This window comes from Bradyrhizobium sp. LM2.9 (genome assembly GCF_054056555.1).
Genome location: NZ_JBSRYJ010000002.1, coordinates 200044 through 221989, shown reverse-complemented (window position 1 = coordinate 221989; position 21946 = coordinate 200044). Strand labels below are relative to the sequence as shown.

At 62.3% G+C, this 21946-nt stretch carries 16 protein-coding genes; 5 read left to right on the top strand and 11 right to left on the bottom strand.

All coding sequences use genetic code 11. The features are described from left to right. Positions 1-108 precede the first annotated feature (108 nt). On the bottom strand, positions 109-2163 hold the full coding sequence (locus ACVWW3_RS02560) for a ParB/RepB/Spo0J family partition protein (RefSeq protein ID WP_456650991.1): 2055 nt from the start codon (positions 2161-2163) through the stop codon (positions 109-111). A 747-nt stretch (positions 2164-2910) separates the two neighbouring features. Between ACVWW3_RS02560 and ACVWW3_RS02555 the strand changes: the two genes are divergently transcribed. Continuing rightward, complete coding sequence (locus ACVWW3_RS02555; protein ID WP_354122405.1) at positions 2911-3174, top strand: hypothetical protein; 264 nt, start codon at positions 2911-2913, stop codon at positions 3172-3174. Between the two features lie 27 nt (positions 3175-3201). On the opposite strand, the gene ACVWW3_RS02550 is transcribed toward ACVWW3_RS02555, so the two are convergent. Then, the gene (locus ACVWW3_RS02550) at positions 3202-3816 is read right to left on the bottom strand and encodes a cell envelope biogenesis protein TolA (protein ID WP_456650992.1); all 615 of its coding nucleotides are present in this window, start codon (positions 3814-3816) and stop codon (positions 3202-3204) included. Between the two features lie 170 nt (positions 3817-3986). After that, positions 3987-4919: a non-homologous end joining protein Ku gene (gene ku, locus ACVWW3_RS02545; RefSeq protein WP_456652073.1), complete on the bottom strand. Its 933-nt coding sequence runs from the start codon at positions 4917-4919 to the stop codon at positions 3987-3989. A 147-nt stretch (positions 4920-5066) separates the two neighbouring features. Between ku and ACVWW3_RS02540 the strand changes: the two genes are divergently transcribed. From ACVWW3_RS02540 to ACVWW3_RS02530, 3 genes are read left to right on the top strand one after another with little or no spacing between them, the layout of a single operon-like run. After that, complete coding sequence (locus tag ACVWW3_RS02540) at positions 5067-5462, top strand: hypothetical protein (RefSeq protein WP_456650993.1); 396 nt, start codon at positions 5067-5069, stop codon at positions 5460-5462. A gap of 44 nt (positions 5463-5506) precedes the next feature. Beyond that, entirely contained in the window at positions 5507-5956 is a 450-nt protein-coding gene (locus tag ACVWW3_RS02535) for a hypothetical protein (RefSeq protein ID WP_456652074.1), read from the top strand. A gap of 3 nt (positions 5957-5959) precedes the next feature. Continuing rightward, positions 5960-6679, top strand: a complete 720-nt coding sequence (locus ACVWW3_RS02530) for an SOS response-associated peptidase (RefSeq protein WP_456650994.1) — start codon at positions 5960-5962, stop codon at positions 6677-6679. A gap of 391 nt (positions 6680-7070) precedes the next feature. Here the strand turns inward: ACVWW3_RS02530 and ACVWW3_RS02525 are convergent, their stop codons facing one another. From ACVWW3_RS02525 to ACVWW3_RS02515, 3 genes are read right to left on the bottom strand one after another with little or no spacing between them, the layout of a single operon-like run. Next, on the bottom strand, positions 7071-8819 hold the full coding sequence (locus ACVWW3_RS02525) for a phospholipase D-like domain-containing protein (protein WP_456650995.1): 1749 nt from the start codon (positions 8817-8819) through the stop codon (positions 7071-7073). Beyond that, positions 8816-10921 (bottom strand): AAA domain-containing protein, encoded by a 2106-nt coding sequence (locus tag ACVWW3_RS02520; RefSeq protein WP_456671844.1) that lies wholly within the window; start codon positions 10919-10921, stop codon positions 8816-8818. Before ACVWW3_RS02520 ends, ACVWW3_RS02525 begins: the two co-directional genes overlap by 4 nt. Further along, the gene (locus ACVWW3_RS02515) at positions 10896-12335 is read right to left on the bottom strand and encodes a hypothetical protein (RefSeq protein ID WP_456671843.1); all 1440 of its coding nucleotides are present in this window, start codon (positions 12333-12335) and stop codon (positions 10896-10898) included. The genes ACVWW3_RS02520 and ACVWW3_RS02515 overlap by 26 nt, the downstream gene beginning before the upstream one ends. Positions 12336-12653: 318 nt before the next feature. Between ACVWW3_RS02515 and ACVWW3_RS02510 the strand changes: the two genes are divergently transcribed. Continuing rightward, on the top strand, positions 12654-12920 hold the full coding sequence (locus ACVWW3_RS02510) for a hypothetical protein (RefSeq protein WP_456650998.1): 267 nt from the start codon (positions 12654-12656) through the stop codon (positions 12918-12920). Between the two features lie 60 nt (positions 12921-12980). Here the strand turns inward: ACVWW3_RS02510 and ACVWW3_RS02505 are convergent, their stop codons facing one another. The 5 genes from ACVWW3_RS02505 to ACVWW3_RS02485 form a co-directional block, all read right to left on the bottom strand. Then, positions 12981-16376: a TM0106 family RecB-like putative nuclease gene (locus ACVWW3_RS02505; protein WP_456671842.1), complete on the bottom strand. Its 3396-nt coding sequence runs from the start codon at positions 16374-16376 to the stop codon at positions 12981-12983. Positions 16377-16398: 22 nt separating this feature from the next. Beyond that, complete coding sequence (locus ACVWW3_RS02500; protein ID WP_456672396.1) at positions 16399-17853, bottom strand: helicase-related protein; 1455 nt, start codon at positions 17851-17853, stop codon at positions 16399-16401. 85 nt (positions 17854-17938) lie between these two features. Then, a complete protein-coding gene (locus tag ACVWW3_RS02495) occupies positions 17939-18295 on the bottom strand; it encodes a DEAD/DEAH box helicase (protein WP_456671841.1) in 357 nt (118 codons plus the stop codon). Further along, positions 18268-19509 carry an ATP-binding protein gene (locus ACVWW3_RS02490; protein ID WP_456651001.1) on the bottom strand — a complete coding sequence of 414 codons (1242 nt, stop codon included), beginning with the start codon at positions 19507-19509 and terminating at the stop codon, positions 18268-18270. Before ACVWW3_RS02490 ends, ACVWW3_RS02495 begins: the two co-directional genes overlap by 28 nt. Next, positions 19506-21824: a tellurite resistance TerB family protein gene (locus ACVWW3_RS02485; protein ID WP_456651002.1), complete on the bottom strand. Its 2319-nt coding sequence runs from the start codon at positions 21822-21824 to the stop codon at positions 19506-19508. Before ACVWW3_RS02485 ends, ACVWW3_RS02490 begins: the two co-directional genes overlap by 4 nt. Positions 21825-21946: the final 122 nt, after the last annotated feature.

Sequence of the window (21946 nt, the reverse complement as noted above, 5' to 3'; positions counted from 1 at the left end):
CTGATCGGAAGGACCCGCATTCCGTCCTCCAGGTGTGGGCTTGCGTTTGTCGCTGCCTTTGCATCAATTGAACCGGCCGCGCGCCGAGGCGCGCGGCCGAAATTTTTGTTAGTTCGCCGGGGCCGCATGCGCGGCCCCGGCTGAGAACTCACTCTGCAGCCTCCGAATAGGCATCGTCGCTTGCCCAGCAGTGGGCCTATCGGATTGCTCTTGCGGCTTGGCCGTCCTCAGAACGGCGGGCAGCCAGTCGGTCGCAGCGAGCAACTGCTGGGCAGCTTCCGCCATATCGACCTTCTTCATATCTGCCATTCGCTCGGCAGCCTCGCCGCTTACACCGTCGCAGACGGCCTCCAGAATGCGGGCCTTGGTGACGCGACCGAGATAGCTGCGCACGGTCGGCCGCCAGTAGCCGGTCATGTCGAGGGAAACGGCTTCCGCCAGGCGGTCGGCTGTTGCCAAAGCGCGGGGCCTTCGCTCCCACGGCAGTTTGACCGCGTTGACGGTCAGCGCGACACAATGGGCGAACAAGGCCATGCGGCTGTCGGGATCAAGCTCGGCGACGAACGCCCAAAGGCTCGTGACGTCGCGCGGTATCTGCCTTGCCCAATTGGCGTGGCGGTCCGCCCAAACTTTACCAGCAGGTGTGTCCTCGATCCCGTCCGCATGGCCTGTCAAATCCGTCTTGATTGGTTGGATACCGACAACATGGGCGTCCGCGCCGAGATAGAAGATTTGCGCAGCGAGTGCATGCGTGACCGCGACGATAGCGGCTTCCGGCTGTTCGCTCAGATTGAGCCGGAGGCCCAAGGTTCGATGCGCCGTGAGGTCACGAACGAGAACGTCAGACAACGGGGGGTCGTCCTCTTCCTCGTCGGCGGCGCCCGCACCCTCCCCGCTCTCATCTTGTATTGCCTGATCATCCGCTCCCTCCGGATCACCTGCCATTGAGGCTTCCGCGGTTTGCTCCGCTTCGGATTGCGGCTTTTCGTCCGCGGGCCGCATGAAACCGCGCTCGATCCGGATGGCACCGTCATGATTGAGGATCACGAAAGCGCCGCCGCGAGCAACGTCGTCAGCATCATAGCTCTGCCGCTTCGCTTCCAGCCGCTCGATCTCGGTCTCAAGTTCGCCGAACCGGGCATCCACTTCATCGGGAAGTTCGTCAGCCGTCTGGTGCTTTTCGGTGAGCCGGTCGAATTCGGTCTGTACCGTTGCAAGAGCGGCCTGATCTTCCACCGAAAGCTCGACCGGATGCGGATAGGTCCGCCGCATGCCGTGGGCATGCGGGAAATCGAGATGGGCTTCCGTCCATTTCCATCCCTCTGCCGCCCGAACCGCATCTGCTTCGCGACCAAGCTTTGCGGTCACCAGCAAATCAAGCAGCGCCACGTCTTCCAGATAGCCGCCGCGATCCTCGGTGAAGAGGTCCCGAAGGATCGAGCCGCCTGCTTCGGAGTACGCTTCGATACCGACAAAACGCGCGCGGCGGTCGGTTGCGGCCACATGGGTTTCGGTGAGCATGCGACGAATGGTGCTGGCATCCCGGTTATAGGATAGCCGCTCATAAACACTTTCCTGCCGGGCGTGATCATCGGTGATAGCAAAGGCCATTAACTGCTCAAGAGCCAGATCGCCCTCGCGATAGACCTGCATCAGCTTCGGAGAGACTGCGCCCAACCGCAGGCGCTGCCGCACCACATGCGGCGTCACGCCGAAGCGGGCGGCGATTTCCTCGGCGCCGAAGCCGCGCTCTTCCGCCAGCTTCTTGAACGCCTCGAACTGATCGGCGGGATGCATGTTTTCCCGGGTGACATTCTCGTCCAGGCTGATCTCGTGTGGATCGTTCGCCGTATCGACGATGCACTGGATCGGCTCGGTTTTCTTGATCTCCTTCCGCTTCACCCGCAGAAGCTGGGCAAGCCGCCTGCCCTCGCCGATGGTCACGAAATAGAACCCGGTAGGCGCATCCTCACCATCGACCTCTGGCTCGACGACCAGATTTTGCAGAATACCCTTGGCGGCGATGCTTGCCGCATAGGCCTCGATCGCCGCATCGCTGTGTGGCGTCTTGCGCGCGTTCTTCGGGGACTTTTTGAGCTTGTTGAGCGGAATGAGAACTTGCGTTCCGTTCTCGGGGAGTTGTTCAACGTGCTTGGCCGACATGATCGATCTCCTTTTGCTTTCATGGGTGCAGGGCGCACTCCGCGCCTGCGCCCCTGCCCGTCGGCGAGACCAGGGGTAGTAAGTGCCAGGGCGATCCGAGCGGAGGGGGATCGCCCGCCCGAAAGGGCCGCTCGAAGAGCGGGTCTGCACAAGCGCGTGCCAGGATTTCCGGTGTTGAAGATCTGAGAAAGCGCGGAAGACCGGGGAGACCGCTCGGGTCGGCGCCGGCATGACCGGAGCTTCACCCTGGCGCGCGCGAGGGGCGGAGCCCCTTAGAGCTAGAGGACGGGACATGTTGGCTGGTGCAGGCCGTGCCCGGCAGAGAAAAAGGCACCCGCAGGAGGGTCAGCATAGCGCCGACGCGATAGCGGCGGGACCCGGGACCGAGTGCAGTCGCGAGACCGGTTAAGAAGGCACCCGAACGAAGGGCAGTGATAGCGACGCCGGAATGAAATGACGGGGGGACCGAGGGCGAGTGCCTCCGGCGAGCGACACATTATTCTGCGCGAGGGATCGACGCCGCACGGCCGAGACGCTACGCGGCTCGGTTCACGAGAGCCCGGTCCGGCACTTGCCGGACGCGCACAAACGGAAATGAAGCGCTAGCTGGGGGCTTTGGATTTCCTCGCGGGTTCGCGGGCGGTAGCTCTCCAAACCTTGAGCTCCCGCCATTGCGAATCCCAGCCATGTGCTAGCAGCCAGAACGAATGACGGACAAAACGATTCGCCGTATCAGGAGCTATTCCAATGCTGATGACAAGCGAACGAAGGCCGGCGATACGGACGATGCGCGGATGGGCGATTGCCGTGCTTCAGGATGCTGGCGCCATCCGCGAGTGCGAGGAGCACGGTTGGATGCAGGACCGCGCCGATCCGCACGCGCGGGAGCGGGCCTTCGATATCGCCCGTGGAGTCCCGCCAGCAGGCGTCTCCCCCGATGCAGCGGCGGCCGAAGTTCACGACGTGCTGAACTCGATTGGTGATACCTGCCCAGAATGCCCTCCTGATTAGAAGGACCGGCGCCGAGCATGACCGAAACTAACCCCGCGCGCGCCGCAGCGTAGCTTCCAATCGCTTCTTCTCCTTATCCCAGCGGGCTTTTTCGGCCTGCGATCTCTTCTCGAGAGCCTCGACCTCGGCCTGGATGGCGGCGGCCCGCTTCGCGTGCTCTTGCTCAGCCTTGTCCAGCGCAGCCTGCGCCTTGTCGACCGCCTGCTGACGGCGTTCACGGTCCTTCTGCCTGGCAGTCTCCTCCTTCGCCTGTTCAAGCTGGTGCCGCTTCTGCTCCTTTTCGAAGGCGAGCGCAGCCTTCCGTTCCGCATCCTTGTCGACGGGGCGAGGGGAAGGTTTCTTCGCCCTTGGGCCTTTCGGCTTGCGGGCGGCTTTCGTTGGTCCGACGCCGCCGAGATCGGTGGGCAGCTCGGCATGTTCGCTGAAAGGTCGGTCGGTTCCAACCGGGCGCCTGAGAACGACGCCGGGCTTTGCCATGGTCGCGGCGATGACGTCCGGATCGTGGCTCTCCTTCGCCGCGCCCTGGTGGAAGAGATTACTGTCTGCGCCCCACGCTTCCAGCGCCGCCTTCATGGAGGGAGCGGCCATCACCAGATCGAAGAAGCCCAGCGAGGTCTGGTAGGTCTTCAGTTTTCTCGCCATGAGACGCTTCCCCGCACCGCCCGCTGACCGCTGCCATGCGATCAGCGGTGTTGTTTACCTCGCGAGCAGAGAACTACCAAAGCGGGCGAACAGAGCGGCCGGCCCGGGCAATATCTCGATGCACCCGGCTTGTCGGAGCGAGCTTTCCGCGAACCCACCGCAAAGATACCTTAAGCCGACTTCCGCTGCGGTTTGGAAACCAGCTTCTTCGCCGCGGCCTCCTTGGCCGGTTTCTTGCCGGCAATCGGCATCAGCATTTCCTTTTGCCCGGCCGCCGCCTTGCGCGCCTTCTTGGCTGACTTCTTCGGCCCCTCTGTCGTTGCCGCCGCGTCTCGTCCGATGCTCTTGCGCAGCGCATCCATCAGATCGACCACGTTCTCACCGCGGGGACGAGCTTTCGCGGTGATGGGTTTGCCGGCGCGCTTCTGGTTGATGAGATCGATGAGGGCGGTTTCGTACTGGTCTTCGAACTTCTCCGGCTCGAAATGGCCGGCTTTCTGGTTGACGATGTGCTTGGCGAGATCAAGCATATCTTTGGTGACTTTGACGTCCTGAATATCGTCGAAATACTCGTCTGCGGAGCGGACTTCGTAGGGATAACGCAGCAGCGTCCCCATCAGCCCCTTATCGAGAGGCTCGAGCGCGATGATATGCTCGCGATTGGTCAGCACCACCCGTCCGATGGCGACCTTGTTCATCTCGCGGATGGTTTCGCGGACGACGGCGAAGGCGTCGTGACCGACCTTTCCGTCCGGCACCAGGTAGTAGGGACGGATCAGATACCTCGGGTCGATCTCGCTGCGGTCGACGAACTCGTCGATCTCGATGGTTCGCGTCGATTCCAGCGCGACGTTCTCGAGCTCCTCCTTCGTCACCTCGATGAAGGTGTCGGTGTCGACCTTGTACCCCTTGACGATGTCCTCGTTGGCGACCTCCTCGCCGGTGTCGGCGTCCACCTTGGCGTATTTGATCCTGTGGCCGGTCTTCCGGTTGAGCTGGTTGAACGAGACCTTTTCGGATTCCGACGTGGCCGGATAGAGCGCTACCGGACAGGTGACGAGGGAAAGGCGCAGGAAGCCTTTCCAGTTAGCGCGGGGGGCCATGGCGAGGAAAACTCCGATACTGATGCCGGATTCAAGACGAACGGCGCGGCCTGGTTCCGACATTGCGACCCTCCCCACTGGATGATTTTTTCTCAGCGACCACCGCAGCCGGACTCGACTTTTGTTCACTTTATGTTCTAATTCGGAATGACCGACCGACCCGCGAGCTGGCGTATGCCGACCCCGAAGCAGATGGAAAAACTGGCCGCTGAAGCCGCCCGCAGGCCGGCTCCTCCGGCTGCGGCTCCAGATGCGCCGCTCCCGGCCGAATACTGGGAGTCGGTCCTCAAGGACCCGCGCGCCGAGGCGACCGGGGCCCAGATGCGGCAACGGCGTCTTTCGGAAATTCAGCGTCACGTCCTGCGCGTCTGCTGCCGCCGGTGCGAGCGGATCGTGGAAATCCAGACCGCCGATGCAGTCCGATTGTATGGCGGCAACGCGATCTGGAGGGACGTCGCGCAGCGGCTGCTCGACAACACCTGCCAGCAGCGCACCGGCAGGCATGAAGAAGACGGGTGCTGGCCGGCGTTCGAGACGCCGTAGCCCGCTGGATTGCCGATCCGATCTCTTTGCGCCTGGATGTCCGGATGGCCGCGAAATATCACCCTACGCCCCTGTCCGGCGGCGACCGCAAGGCTCTGGCGAAAGAGCTCGGCAAGGCGCGGGCAATGGCCAACATCCTGGCGACCCGATCGGCGGAGACGCGAGCGAAGGGGGAAGCGCTCATCCAGCAGGCGGACAAGCTGCTCTGCGAGAGCTGGAATGAACGCATGTGGTCAGATGGAGAACCGATTGATCCGTCGCCCACCATCGACCAAGCGGTGAATGGCGGCTTCCCTTGGCTGGAGATCCAGTGCGCGCGCTGCAAGACGCCGAGCGACGTTGACCTCGCGGCGATGAAGCATCCGCCGACCACCTTCGTGCACGATCTCGCCAGCCGGCTGCGCTGCCGCAAATGCGCCAAGGCGGGCCGGCGTCCTTCCGCGACTCTGCTACAACTGGCCTGCCAGCCGCGCCACCCTCGGACCGAAGCCTGACCGATGTGCAATCTCTACTCGATCACGACCAACCAGGCCGCCATCAGCGCGCTGTTCCGCGTCGTGAACCGATACGTCGGCAATCTGGCGCCGATGCCAGGGGTTTTTCCGGACTACACGGCGCCAATCGTGCGCAACGGTGCCGAGGGCCGCGAACTCGCCACGGCGCGGTGGGGCATGCCATCGTCATCAAAGGCGCTGATGGACGCCACCAAAAAGCGAGCCGAGAAGCTGCAGGCGAAAGGCAAAACCGTCGATTTCAAGGAACTGCTGCGGATGGAGCCGGACGGCGGTACGACAAACATCCGCAACGTAAAGAGCAAACACTGGACGCGATGGCTGGGGACCGAAAACCGCTGTGTGGTGCCGTTCAACTCGTTCAGCGAGTTCAACAAGGCCGAGGGCGGTGACATCTGGTTCGCGCTCGACGAGACCCGTCCCCTCGCCTGTTTCGCCGGCATCTGGACCAATTGGACGTCCGTTCGGAAGGTCAAGGAAGGCGAGACGACCAACGACCTCTTCGCGTTCCTCACGACGGAGCCCAACGCCGAGGTGGGCGCCATCCACCCCAAGGCGATGCCGGTGATCTTGACGACGCCGGAAGAGGTCGAGATCTGGATGACGGCTCCTGCGGACGACGCCCTGAAACTGCAGCGACCGCTACCGGACGAGACACTTCGGATCGTCGCCCGCAGCGTCAAGGAAGACCCGCCAGGTACATGACGCGACTAACGATGACGACGACCAGACGGAGCCCTTGCCATCAATGCCCGATATATAGGGTCGTTCGTGACAGCGGCGCGTCGCTACGCGCGGACGTGATGCGGCTGCTCACCTTCCTTGCGCTCGTGGCTTTCGAGCATCTCGCCGACGGCAAGGCCTAGCAGGACATGACCACGGGCTGCGACCCGCGGTACTGGGCCGCGATCACGCCATATGTGATGGAAGCGCCGTAGCTCAATTCGCGAGCGATGACTGCATGCGCGCCGAAACCCGGCGGCGACAGACGTCATGAGGAGCGCTTCTTGGCCGGCTTTCCGCTCTTATTGGTCGCTCCTCTAACCCCGGAGGTAGTGAATGACACGCCTACGCGCTCGGAACAACATGCGCGAGATCACGAGAATTGCGACCGCGCATGCTCAAAGCGTCGGACAAAAGTGTCGGCGATTTTATTGAGTTCGACGAATACGCCAATCTCTTTTCGGGGACTCGCTTGAGACGAACTCGCTGACAGCCAATTCTGACTACTCACTGCCAGTGCGTCATCATCCCAGCACAGAACCTTCGCGTGAAGTCTCGGCTGGAAGATCGGACGAATACGGACGCCTTGACGCTCGAACTCGCGTGTAAGTTCCGCCGCATCGACGCCAGACAATGGGCCGGTAGCACGTCCAAAAAATAGCGACGCTTGAATCTTCCTTTCTTGTGCAGCCGTGACGGCAGGCACAATCGCCATGGGAAGGCCGGCGATACCAATGCGATGGCTGGTGATTGCGATCCGCTTTCTCGCGTGGTCGCGCGCTTCCAACGGGATCGATGCATGATCCGGCGACAAAAGAATTCGTACCTTGGCCTTTCTTCCCGATCCGGGTTTGGTACTCGCGATGCGACGGGCGAGTACGGTGAGTTCGTCCGCCAAAGGATGCCAAACTCCGCGCGAGCCCAAGGACATAGCCGCTACGTGGTTTACGATGCGTCCAGCAAGCCGCGAATCCCTCAATCGAACCGTGGCTTCGAAACTGTCGAACTCCGTCGAAAGCCAATTGCAGGAACCGACCAATGCGCTCCATGCACCGTTCCCGTCGTCGCTCGCGATGATCTTGGCATGCGAATCCGTCGTCAAAGTATGCACCTTAACTAGGTCCGAGCGCCCGGCCTGCTGGATCGACTGTCTAAGCGTCGACGAAGCGGTGCGGGACGTGGAATTGTCCGTAGGATCGTCTGATTGCCCCCACAAGATATCGACCCGGACATTCCGCGCCGCCGCGGCCAGTATCGGCTTCAGGAAATCGTCCTGACGATCCGATATGAAAGTCGAATGGATGACGACGTGCTCCCGCGCGCGCGACAAGGCATCCAAGAAGGCCGTCTTGTGCTCCCCGTCTCCAAGTATCAGGTCGTTCTGATCGAAGAGTGCGTCGACTACGGGTTCGGTCCAGTCGGTAGGATCGGTGACCGTCACCTCGGTGCCGGCGTTCGTCTTCGCTGCAGGCGTCGCTGCGGCCGAGGCCGCCTTCAGGATGGCACTGCGCAACGGCTGTTCCGCGCGCGCGGATACGTCATCGATCACGCCTCCCATCACTCTCACGACCGCATATCCTTCGATTGGCAGGTGCGGCGACGAGTCGGATCCGATAATGACCTCGTTGTCTCCTTCCAATGCACTATAGATCTGGCTCAGATCTTCCGCATCCTTTCGCGGGTCGGGGCTGAGAAATACCAGCGCATCGGCATCCGACGATTTCAAGATTCGATTGCGGGCTCGAATGGAAAATTCGCTGCCTCGAAACGCCTGCCCGGTCACGCGATCATAGGCGAAACTCATCATTCTGGGTCTGATCGTCGTCAGTCCCCGGAGCTCACCGAACTTTATCTGCTCCTTACCCGCGACCGTCGCCCGAAATATCGTCGCGCTCGGATTGTCGATGATCTCAACCCAACCCGCCCGCATCAGACGGATGAACGCCTCGACGACGATCCGGCGATGCAAGTTCGAGCGTTTCGAGAGCTCCGCCGTCGTGGCTGGCGCCCGCGACACGGCCTCCAGCATTAGGTGCTCAATGACGCTCCACCGCCGCCCCTTCTCGACGTGGAAGCGGCGCCGACCTCTCCTCATCGGAATGGCTACTTCGATCAAGCTCATGAGTTCTTCCGTAATGTGTCCCAAGGGACGATGCTGGCGTCCCCATCTCGTTCAGCCGCTTCCAAGCAGGCCAGGAACTTCTTCAGAAATCCGATATCCGCCGTGGGCACCTTTTCCGAGTAGTTCATCACGTGACGATAGAAGCTCAGACTGCCGACGACAATCATGCGCCACTTCGCGCGACTGAGCAGAACGTTCATCCGACGGCTGTCCTCGAGGAATCCGAGCGCGCTCTTGATCGTCGCCTTTTCGTTATTCCTCACAAGCGAGATTAGAACCGCGTCCGCCTGGTCGCCTTGAAAAGAGTCGACCGTCCCGCAATAGCCGTCCTCGCCCAATGCCGGCTCAAACTGGGATAGCTGCTTCAACGAGCCCGCCATCTCCGATCTGATGGCCTGTCGGAGCCTCTTGACCTGTTCATTATAGGGAGAAAGCACGGCGAGCGACGGCCGCGAGCGATCGGTCACCCGCAGCAATCGGAGCACCTGCAGCGCAGCGGTCACTTCATCCGGGTTTATCCATGGGGGCGCACGATCACCGCCCCGATAACCGATGGTCGCGCGGCTATAAGGCATATCGACGAATACAATCGGCCGTTCCGGAAGCCGCGCTTCCGAAAACTTGAACGGAGGCTTGCCTTCGCGATACTTCTTCTCGACCTTCTCGTTCGTCTTGATAGTGCCATCGTAAAAGCAGTCCGACACGATCTTTGCGATCGCCGGATGCATGCGATGTTGCTCGTCGAGCTTGTGAAAGATCGGGCGCCGTACTCGGCCGTTGTCGGTCCTTGCGGCGATCTCGCCGCGTACCAACGTTTCGAACAGCGTTAGGACGGCGAGCGTATCCGCACAAAGCCGACCGAAATCCGCATCATCGACTTCTATGACGTTGAAGATTTCCTCGATACCCGGCTCCTTCTGGTACCGAGCTATGTACGGCATCGCCGCCCGCAGCGCCTTCTTGACCGACTCGGCGCTCGACAGAAGCTTGATCATGTTGTCGGCGCCATAAGGCGCCAATTGCTGATGATCGCCTATCATCAGCCGCCGATGCGAAAGCAGCAGAGGCGAAAGCAGTTCGCTGCCCGTCGCCTTGCCCGCTTCCTCGATGATCGTCCAGTCGAAAAGGCTGGATTCCTCGATCAGCTGCTCGACTGCCGCCGAGTTCGTCGTCGCGAATACGAGGTTCGCCGAACGAAGGATCATCGCCTCGAACGCTCGCGCCTCCGCAATCATCGCGCGCGCGGCCTTCGACTTACCCGAACCTTTTGCCTTACGGGCGGCCGCCAAGTCCCGGATCTTGTTGCGGACGCTCGGATCGGCCTCCTCGACGAGATTGCTGTCGGCAAGAGCGTCCAGCCAGATGTCCGCTTGGCGATCGATCTCCAGGTCCGTATCGCTGGCGTCGTCATCAGCCGGCCGCGCCCGGACAGCCACCGGCTCGATGTCGTTCGGCAGCATCGCCATCACTTCCTGCATCAAGTGATCAATCGCAGCGTTGCTCTGCGCGGAAAGCAGAAGTCGCGAGGTCGGTTCATCCATGAAGCGACGTCGCACGATTTCGGACACAGCATAGGTCTTGCCGACACCCGGAGGACCTTGCAGCAAAAAGAAGGGTATGGTTGAGAGAATGCTCGTCAACGCTTCCTGTTTCGATTTGTCCAGGCTCTTGAAATCACTGTCCTGCTTTACGGGATCGTGACTATCTTCGATGCGACCGCGTGGATCGGTCAGCATACGCAGCAATTCGGAATGCTCCCGCAACGCACGGAGCGCCTTCAGACGACGGCGCAATTGCGTGAGCTTTCCACGCATCTCCCCCGGGATCAAAAATGCTTCGTCGCGGATCCTGGTCGCGAAGGAGCCTTCGAACTTGAAGGTCTCCCTCTGCTTCGCCGCATCGACACCGACGTATCGCCAGTGGTTCTCGACGTCTCGTTCGCCCAGCGATCCAGTCTGGGCCAGGGACCAACCATCGTTGCTCTTGTCGGTCGCTTCTCCCTTGTCGAGCAGCTCGGAAAGGCGCACCGCGGGCGAGCTGCGGAAGAGCAGCGCCTTCGATAGCGCCTCCCTCTCTTCATCGTGCCGCGACGTGGCGACCACGCCGTGATTCCCCCCTTCCGACGGCCGGCCCGGCTGCACGGAAACAGGAAAGATATCTGCCACCGCATATTGCCATCTCGAGCGCGGTCAGCAGCGCGAAGGCTTCGTACTTGCGGTCCAGATCGGTCTTCCGCTGCTCCGCAGGCTTGAGGGCGTCGATGTGCGGCTGCCAATGAGCTACGCGGCCTCGACGTCGGGCAAAGCTCTGTTCCTGGGCCTTACCCGTGGGCAGGATGTCGATCATTTCCGGAAGCAAAACTTCCGAACCCATGATCGCATGCGGCCTGGCAAGCTCCGCCTTTTCGCAAACCACGAATTCGAAGGTCGGAACGTCGGTGGTTTCCGGTGCGCGATAGGGAGACAGCCAGTAGGTCATCTGATTGCCCAGCAACGCGACCTTGACGCCGCTCGCACCGTCTTTCACGAGCGTCAGATAGGGCTCGCCGGCAAGATCGTCCTTAACGTAGGCGATCAAACCATCGATATCATTCGCCTCGATCTCATTTCCCGTAGCGAGCCGGATGTCCTTCGTCAGTTGCGAGCGCGGATCCAGCCGGAAGGCCGCCGCGAGCTTGAGCTCTCCCCCGGCTGCCTGAGCCTGAATGGTTTCAATCACGTCGGAGATCTCGCGACAGATCTGTTCACCATCAAGACGCTCGACGGGGATGGTACCGGTAAGTTTGCGCAAGATCCGCACTTCGGAAACCGAAAGGTGATCGGCGACCTCAGAGAGAAGCAAGCGCAAGTCGATGACCCTGCCCGGCGACACGTCGAGCAGTTCCGAGATCATCAAACCTAGATTGCGCCAATCCTGGCCAAACGACGCCGCTTGGGACTCGGCACCGCCAGCGCCGGCGCGCGGAACGTCTTCAACCGTGGCCAGTCGCATGGACCACTCGAAGCCGGTCAGTCTGAAATCGGGTTCTTCCCCGAACGATCCGACGATCGACCAAGGGTCGAGATTGCGATGTATGATCCCCTGCGAGTGCAGCAGTTCGAGGGCCCGGGCAACGCGTAGGAAATTGTCCCACAGCAACCTCCGGTTCCGAGGCAACCTTGGGGCCGACAAGACCGGCGGTTTCGAGGTGGCATTTCGAAAAGTCTCAAGAGGATCGCCGCGGCCGGGGTCGAGTACGATATAGAACCCATCCTTGTCCGATCCTGCCGAAATCATCGGAACGAACAGATCATCGGCCTTCGGCACTGCAGCAAGCCTTTGCAGTTGGCGTATCTCGCTCCGCCAGATGTCTCTCATGTCCGCATCCGAGGCGGCGCCCTCGCGATTCCAAGCCTTGACCAGAACCGGAAGTCCCTCCGGATTGCGCGCCCTGAAAAGAGCCGGTCGCCCGCGCGCCGGATCTCCGCCAACCAGATCGTTCGGCGCGGGTTTGTATCCCTTCAAAAACGACGTCACCTTCTCCGCCCTGCTTGGGGCCATGATGCTTTCTCTCGTGCAAGACGTTCGTAACGCCCTCTTACGCATTCATTCATCTGCCGGCTATACACCGAAGTGATAGTCCACTGCTTTCCAACCGCTAGTTGAGGGCGCCAACGTCCGCTCACAGGGCTCGAAACTGGCCCTTAAGAACGTCGGACAGCCTTCCGTCCATAGCGTCGAGCTCGGACAAAGCTTGGGATACAGTCGTCCAAGGCGGGGTGCCGTTCGACGCACTCCAAGCGTTCGTTGGCCAGCCGATCCAGAACTTCTACCGAAACGCCGTGCGGGGGTCCGATGGTCGGCTTGACCGGCGGCGCTCGCGTCGGCACGGCGGTCGTTCCCATGGCGTTCCAGTCCGCACTGGCCGGGATTATGCTCGCTGCGGATCTCGTGAAGCATGCCGCCGGGTTGCGGGCCGCATCGACCACCACGACGCGGATAGATCTTCTTCGGCCGCTCGCACCGTTCCTGGGCGACCCGCGTGCCAAGGATTCGAGCGGACGCTGCATATACTGCGATCGCGATTTCCTCGACGCGTACAGGCGAAAATACGCAGCCTGAAGTCCCCTCCGGTCGATCAGGTCTCACACGATTGAGCGTGCTCCGCTTGAATTGTGCCGACTAGAGATACGTCGCCAACTCCAGATACCGACAAAAGGCGTTGGCGAGTTGCATCTGTCGGGGCGTTCTGCATTCCACCTCGAACAGTCCAGGAGATGCCACGATGATGCAGATGCATTTTGCGCGCGAAGTCGCCACGTTCAGTCGGTTCGCGCTGTAGAGAAACTCCATTCCTCGGGGAGCGTCCAGGTAGCTGGACGTCGTCATCGAATAGATCACGATGGGGGCTTCGCGTCCCTGGAACTTGTCCACGGTCCCGATGCGGGCGCCGGGGATGCGCTCCTGAAGCTCGAACACCTGCGCGTTGTAGGGAGCGATGATCAGGATTTCGCCCAAACCGACCGGTGCCTCGACGCCGTCGCGATCGGTCCAGGTCGTTCCGCTACCTAGAATCTCCGAAACGAGGTCGCGGATCGCGTCGGCCTCCTCCCGTGACGAGCTCTGATTGCCGTCGTGCGTGACGGGTAGATAGCGGAGACCCGCCCCGTCGAGTCTACTAGTGGACGAGATCTTCTGATTCTCCAGGCCGGGATGGGGATGCAGGCGGCCATCGTAGAACATCTCAGAATTGAACGAGCATATCTGAGGATGAAGGCGCCAAGTCTCGGGCAGGAAGAGCCCTCGGTCGGGGGGCACGGTGGCGTGGAGACCGAGGACGTGGTCGAGAGAGGAGACGTCGACGCCGTCGGGATGGCTCCCCTTGATCGGCTGTTCGAGTTGCCGCGGATCGCCCAACAGGACGATGCTCTGCGCGGTCTGCGAGACGGCGAGAACGTTCGCGAGCGACATCTGGGCGGCTTCGTCGATGAAGAGTACGTCGACGATCCCTGCCGCATCGGGTCGGGCCCAGAACCAGGCAGTCGCACCTCCGACCGTGCAGTCGGAATCCAGAGCATCGAGAAACGCTGCGTTGTCCGTCGTGAAGCGCAGTCCCGGCAGATCATCCTCCTTTTCGGACGGCTTCTGAATGCATTCGATCGGTAGGCCCTGCTGGCGAGCGGTGGAGACGACCTCGTCCAGAAGGTTGCGGACGACCTTATGGCTGTTCGCCGTGATCCCGACCTTCTTCCCCTCTTTGGCGAGGGCACAGATCATACGAGCGCCGGTATATGTCTTTCCCGCCCCCGGGGGGCCTTGCACCGGAAAGACGCTGCTGTCGAGGTTGAGGGCTGTCCGGATCGCGGCCTGCATGGTCGTCTCGCCATCCACCTGGAACTGCTGCCCCACCAGTCGCGGAGCCCCCGCCATCAACAGATCGCGGGTGGCGCGATGATCGCCTTCCCCGACCATTCCATAGTCGGCCACGTACTCGCCGATCCGCATCAGCGAGTCGGCGAGAACCTGAGTGCCGACGAAGCTGTGCGTGAAGACCGCGTCGGGATGCAACGAGGCCGTATCTCCGCGCTTCTTGATGTCGATGGTACGATCGTCGAGCGACATCGCGACGACCCGTCCGAAATCGTCGCCGCCGATGCTGTGCAACTTGTCTTCGACGCGGATGTCGGTGTCCTGCAGCGCGAAGCGATACCGATGGACCGGGACCTTGGCCGTTCCGCCGACCTGCTGCAGGAACGTCAATTCCGCGATCCCGTCGCGCTCGTGAAGCAGATCTTCGGCGGACAGGTCCCGCAGCCGGAAGTATTCCCACCAGACGGCCTTGTTCTCCCGCCCGTGCCAATCCAGCATGAACGCCAAAAGCCAGCGCGCCTGCTGCTCGGGGCTTCGTTCCGCGACGTCGTCCGGCACGCCTGCGGTTAGACGTCCTACGAGCGCGGCGACCTTTTTGTGCCATTCGTCGAGTTCGGCGCTGATCTCCGACGTCCCCGGCGCCGGCCGGTCGACTATCGCCCCGGCGGCGACGACCTCGGCCCGAACCGACTCGAGCCAACGTCGCAAAGCATCCGTCGAGGAGCAGTCGTCCCGGTTGTAGCCCCTGATCGCTTCCTTGTCGCTTTCGGGTATGCCGGCCGCGTCCGACAACTCAAGCCGCGCCTGAGTCCGGGCCATCACCGCACCGACGTCGTCGAGCGGAACGGCTCTGACGAAGGAATACAGAGGCTCGAGTTTTTTGATGGAGTAGCTCTCCACGCTTGCCCTGATGGCGTGGCGGACGACGGAATAGAGGTCGACGAAGGTTTCGGCGCGCAGGAGGCTGTCGACCTCGTTCTCGCGCGTTGCATATCGGCCCATGAGCCGTTTCATCGCAGCCGGTTCGTAGGGCGCGAAATGGTAGATATGCAGGTCCGGATAGGTCTTGAGGCGATCGGTCACGAAATCGACGAAACGCTCGAAGGCGATCCTTTCTTCCTGACGGTTGGAAGCCCAATCGCCGACGTATCGCGGCTGGCCGCCTTCGTCGGAGTAGGTATATCCGAACAGAAATTCCAATCCGCCGTCGCCTACGAACGGATCGCCCTCGAAGTCGAAGAATATGTCGCCTTGGGAAGGTTCGGGCAGCCGTGACAGGCCGAATCCCGCGATCGGCGGCAAGGTCTCGTAGAGGACCGCGCCGCTCTCGCGCCCTTGGACCTGTATGCGGGCCTGCTCGCGGATCTTCTCGAAGCTTTTGACGTTTCCTCGTTCGGGTCTCCACTGCAGCGGCAACGGCAGGGCGGCGAGCGCGGCCATCGTCTCCACCGCGTTCCTCTCCAGTTCGCTCATCTGCGATTTGCTGATGCCGGCGACGAGCGACATGTGATCGTCCGCCCTCCTTCGCTCGTCGCAGTGTCGCCGCCACCGGCATATCTCGCAGTGGTCGATGGGCTCGGGATAGACGGAGCTCGAGAGCGGTCCCGACACGGCCTCCTCCAGGCTGCGGCGGACATGCCGGTAGTAGGCGGCATAATCGGCGATCCGGTACGTCTCCGGCATGAAATTGGTACCGGGCGTGACGACCAGCGCGGACGTCGGCTCAGCCTGTTGGATTTCGGACAACAGATCCGAATAGAGCGATATCTGAAGGATCGTGCTGCCCTTAGTCTGTCGCGCGAGCTTGGTGTCGATGACTTCGTACGACCAGGAGCCGAAGCGGCTCGGCGTTTCGACTCTCGTGAGGATGTCCGCGCGACCGTTCCAGCGCCCTGCCTGCAACGCGCCCTGGACGATGATCGCGTCTCCCCGGGCCATGGCGGCGCTGGTGGCGGCGAGCGAATTGGCGTCGACGCCGACGCCTTCCACGACCGTCGCGGTTCGACCGTCGGCCTCGAGGCGCTCGACGAATTCACGTTCGTGCAGCGAACCTCGCTCGGCCAGCACTTCGAGCACCGGATCCCAGATCTTGGGCTTGTCCAACTCGCCGTCGACGACCTTGAGGTCGAGCGACGTCAGATAGCGGCAGTTCAGATGCCCCACCAGATCGCCGGCACTGAGGTTGAGCGTTCCCGCGACTTTGTACATTTTCCCACCTCATTGGATCGCGTCAGCGGAGTCCGCCGTCGCTTCCCGCTCCTTGCGCCTGGCACACAGTCCGCGCCATGCCGTTGATTCCGGTTATCGCCGCAGCGTTCTGTCTGGCCCACAAGGCCTTGGCCAAGGGTTGCGGGACCTGCTCCCGGAACTTGCCGGCCGCCACGTTCTCGACGAACGCCGCTACCCCGATGGGATCCACCTCCTCCGCATCTGCCAGGAGCTTCAACTTCGCCGAAGCATCGGACACGTTCGTCTCGGAAAGCGTAAGACCGAGGTCATGGACCTCGCCCGGAATTCCGACCATCGCGGCGGCGGCTCCGAAGACGGCGGTCGCCTGGGACCCCCGCCACAGAAAGACGTGAAGGTTCTTTTCCTCCTGCACGCAGGTCGCCGTCTCGAGACCGAGAGACCGGAACATCTCTCGTCCGTCGGCCAGCAGCGAACGCCCCTTGTCATCGAGATAGGGCGGCATGTCCGATGCCAGGTAGACCTGTCGCATCTCCGCAGCCAATCGGTCGTGGAGGCGCTCTCCGTTGGCTCGTTCGAACCGGGGCACCACGCCGCCCGGATGCGGCGCCACGAATAGAGTGTTCGTCTTCTCGTCGAGATCCTGCACGATCCAGCGTTGGCCGGCGAAGACGACCAGGCTGTCCTTATGGACGGGAAATGAAATCGGGAGAGTCCCGAGCGTCCGCCCTCCGACCGTGAGGCGCCATTCGTCGGGTGACTCGAACACGGCGAAGAAATTGCGCGATTGAACGATCTGCTCGCCCTCCTTTCCGAGCATGATGGTGCCGTCGCTCGCCTGCTCGACGAATTTGACCGCCTCGGAAGACAGGTGCCGGAGCAGATCGGCGAATTCGGACACCGAGATCGACGCGAAGGGACCCGGGCCACACAACAGATCGTACATCGGTCGAGCCCTTATGCCGCCGCGTTCCGCGATGACCGACAGGATCTGGTGGACGAGCGTCGACGCCGTTTCGGGCACCTCGCCCGCCGGCTCGACGAACCGTTCCAGGAGCAGCCGGACGACGGCGACCGACCGTATCGTGTTGGACCGAAGCCTATCCAACATCCCGGAGTCCTGATCGATGTTGGGTTCGCGCACGTAGACCCGCAGGATCGAAGGCGTGCCGCGCCGGCGCCCCGTGCGTCCGAGCCTCTGCTTCAGCGACGATAGCGATCTGGGCGAGCCGATCTGGGCGACCGACTTCACGGATCCGATGTCGACGCCGAGTTCCAAGGTCGACGTGCAGATCGCGGTCGTCGGAAGCTTCGCGTCCTTCAAGCGATCTTCGAGATCCTCGCGCAAGGCCTTCGAGAGGCTGCCGTGATGGGGGAAGAATTCGTTCGGGACCTTCGCAGCCTCGCAACGCCTCCTCAATCTGTCCGCGGCCGACTCGACCGTGCGGCGCGACCCGCCGAAGACGAGATTGTTCGTCCCGCGGAGCGTGGCGAACAGATGATCCGCGATGTCGTCCAGCGCGATCCTTCTCGGCGTTTCTTCTGCACCGGCGGCACCTTCGGCGTGATCGGGATCATCGAGCTCAGGCGGCTCGACATATCCCCGTATTTGAAGCCTGAGCTCTGGCGAAATCGGATTTCGCCTCGAGGATCTCGACCGAGTGCGGTACGGCAGGACGCAGCCAAGCGGCGGCCTGCGGAAGATCGCCGATCGTCGCGGAAAGCCCGACGCGCCGCGCGGCCTTTTTCGACATCGCATCGATGCGGCGCAGCAGGCTCGCCACATGAAGTCCCCTCGGCCCCTGGAGGAAGGAATGGAGCTCGTCGATCACGATGAACGCGGCCGTCGACAGCAACCGCGCGGCGTCGGCCGGTCGGCGGGTGAACACGGCTTCGATCGACTCGGGCGTGATCAGGGCGATGCCCTGCGGCTTGGCCAAGGCCCGCTTCGCGTGCCTGGGTTCTGTTCGAGCACCGACAGCATGTGAACGAACGCCTTCACTGTCGACCGCGGGGTCCTGAAATACGCCTCTCCGATCTTTCGATCGCAGTGTTCCATGAATCCGGTCAGTGCCTCGTCGGGTACCAGATATTTCGACGGGTCGCCGCTTGCGAACACCATCCTGATGTTGCCTAGCAGCACCAGCAGATCCTCGGGCGTCAGACTCTGGAGTCGGATGACGGGTCCCGAAAGGTCGACGAGACCGCCGTGCGCGAAGGCATTCTCCGCCAACCGCGATTGAAGGGCTTCGTAGCTGAACAAGCCGCGGCGGGTATCGAGCAGAAATTCGGGTGTCCCGCACATGACGAATCCGATGCCGGACGTGGTGCCCTGCAGCGAGTCGTTCACGATGTCCAGGATCTGTTCGTAGTTCTGCTTCCGGGCCTGGGAATTCTGCAGCTTGTAGATGTTGGCCATTTCGTCGAACATCACGACCAGACCCGCGTAGCCCGCGACCTTCACGAGGCATGCCAGCGATTTCAGCGAGTCGTAGACGTTTTCGTCGTCGATGATCGTCCGAACTCCGAGATCCTTCTTCGCATCCGTCTTCGTCGAATATTCGCCGCGCAGCCATCGGACGGCGCATTGCTTGAGGGCATCGTTCGATTCCTCGCTGCCCCGCCAGTATGCCTTCAGGACGGTGGCGAAGTCGTATCCGCCGGCGAAACCGGTGATCGGCGTGAGCTTCTCGTCGATGACCTTCTCGACCGGCACGCCCTTCTCGCCGCCTTCCTTCGCGGCGTCGGTCACCAGCCTTTCGATCACGCTCTGGAGGGCGCCGCCTTCGGGCTTGTTACGCGTGGCCATGTTGTTCACGGCTTCGGAATAGAGCGCACGCGCCTGGCCGCCGCTCGCGTGAATGCGCCTGTTGGGCGACAGATCGGCGTGCATTGTCACGCATTTCCGCTCAAGCGCGATGAGACGCACGATGCTCGCGAAGAAGGTCTTTCCCGCTCCGTACTCGCCAATGATGAATCTCACCGCGGCTCCGGAGTCCGCTATCCGGTCGATGTCGCGCAGCAGGGCCGCGATCTCTCCGGCGCGCCCCACCTGTATGTGCGCCAGACCCAGGCGAGGCACCACGCCCGCCGACAGGGCCTGAATGATCGTATCGCGCTCCTTGGGCCGGATCGTCTTGGCGGATTTGCTCATGCGGCCTTGTCCTTCATCTCGGCGATTTTCCCTCGAAGATGCGGCGTGACGACGACTTCATCGCCGTCCTCGATCAGCGCTTCATCGAAGCGATCGAACGACCAGTCGTTGATCCGTTCGATGGCGCCATCCGGCAACAGGCGCATCTCCTTCGCGTGTCGGTCGAATTCGGTCCGCGTCATCGACCCGCGAAGCTCCAGGAGCTCCACCAGTTCGGTGTGCGGCCCGTCGAGTCCGTCCAGAGCGGCCTGTTCGGGTGGAGCTTGTTGCGGCTGGACGACGTCCTCGGCGAAGATATCCGAAAGGAGAGCCGACACCGCCTCCGTATCCCTGCGCGTTCGTGCCAGTCGTGCGGCATCGATCGAAATTCCCCTGGCGGCAACGGCAGGAGGAATCGGCGACGGCGCTTCCTTCGGTAGCGGTACCCCTACGGCCCGATCCTCGCCGCTAATGGGCACGGGATCGTCGCCCTGTCTTGCGGCAGCGCTATGGAGTCCGGAGTACACACGCTCCTTCGGCAGCCCGAGCGACTTGTGAAGCCTTTCCAGGAATCTCACTTCGCCGGCGTCAACGTTTCCGCTTCCGCCGATCACTGCTATGGCCGCGTCCGCGATGGCCTGGCGTTCGCCTTCGGTGGTATCGGCGAGCTTCCGCATCACCCTCGCCTGCTTCGGCGGGTTGTTGAACGTCGTGACCGCGAAAGCGATCAGCCGCGCCTGCTCGACCCCGGACAGATCGGTGGCGGAGCGGATCCGCGCGATCGTGCGCTGGAGCTCCTCGTAGGATACGTCTCCGTCCGCCACGGCCGCCAGCACCGCGACCTCGACTTGCGCCCTTACGGCTCTGAACGATGCCCGGGCGGGATCGACGGGGCCGCCGTTCGGAGCCCTGAATACGAACACCTGCTCATCGGCACGCGGGACGCTGCTTCCGTATCGGCGGTCGGGCTCGATGGCGACCCCGATCGAATCAAGCGCGCGGCCGAGTTCGTCGGCGGCCGCGGCCGAAATCTTCCCGTCCGCGGGCACTTCGATTCCCGCCATCTCCAACAGTACCTGCGCCGTACTGCTTCCGCGTCCTTGGTCACCCATGACTGCTTCGATCCGGTGCCGGAAATCGACGATCGCGCCCGCGGTCGTGCCTTGTTGCAGATCTGCAGGCAGCAATTTCGCCGCGGCCATCGAGTTCCTGGCCGAAGGTTTGCGACCGACGAAGCGGCTGAAGGAGTCCAACTCGTCGGTGCAGTCGGTCACCAGCTTCTGCAGTCCAGGCAAAGGTTTCGTCACTCGTGCCACATCGATGTGCTGCTCGTGCGGGCCGCGGACCGCCACGTCGAATGCACCGCTCGCCGCCCGGTATCGCAGCGCGATCCGGTCTTTGCCGTTCACCGGAAGGCCTGCGGGATAGATCCGGTCAAACCGCAACCGCCACAACTCGACGAACTCGCCGAAGCAACGGACTGCCGGTGTCCTCAGGTACGTGTCCGGTATCGCAAGAACCCAGCGCAACGCGTCTTCGGCCGACAACGCTGGCGCTTCGGCTAAGCGGTTGCCGAGGTACAGGCGGGTCGGTAAATCCATCTCGGGTCCGCCGCGCCGCTCCGGAGACAGCCCGCTTACCTCGAGGCCTTCGCCTTGGGCTAGTCGGGCAAAATTGAGGAAACTGCTCGCATAGCCGTGGAACGAGTTGTTGGCGCCATAGATCGCGAGAAGTCTCTCGACCTCTCGGACGAGCAGGGGTGCATCGTCTCCTCCCTCCAGGAACAGACGATGTTCGAGGCCATACAGGAATATGAAGACCAGCCCGATTCCGTAGGACGGATCCCGCCTGCCGCCAGCCATCCAATCGAGGAAAGCACGACGAGCTCCGGGAGACATGTCCGCGTAGGACGGCCAGTACGGCATCGAGCGGCCCTCGACGTCCGCCGATCCCGAGGCCGGAAGTTTCGGGTTGATGGTGTATTGGCGCGTGGCGCTTTCCGCGAGCGGGAGCCAGTCCCCGTAGTAGAACATTCCGCCGGAAAGCTCGGCCCTACCGAACTTCACGGTTTCACCGCTCCGGATCCACCGTGCTGGAGGCGAGCGTTCGGCCCGTGCGGAAGGACCTTGGGAAGCGCGGGTCCGCAACCCGGTATCCAGAGGCGGTGGCTTGAGACCGGTCGGATCGGCGCGTTTCGCCGACCTCGCACGGGACACGAAGTACGGAACGGAGATCAGCCCGCAAACGAGGGCTATTCCCCCGATTGCCGCCGCGTTCTCCACCGCGAAGCGGTAGACGGCCGACACCGCGGCGGCCAAAGCGCCGAACAAAATCAACAGGATCGTCCCACCCGACGAATTGCCCCGCCGCCTAGCCATGAAAATCCATAAGATAATACTGCCGGTCCCGGCCCGTCTTATGGGGCGACATTCGCACGACACACAACCGTAAGGAAAGG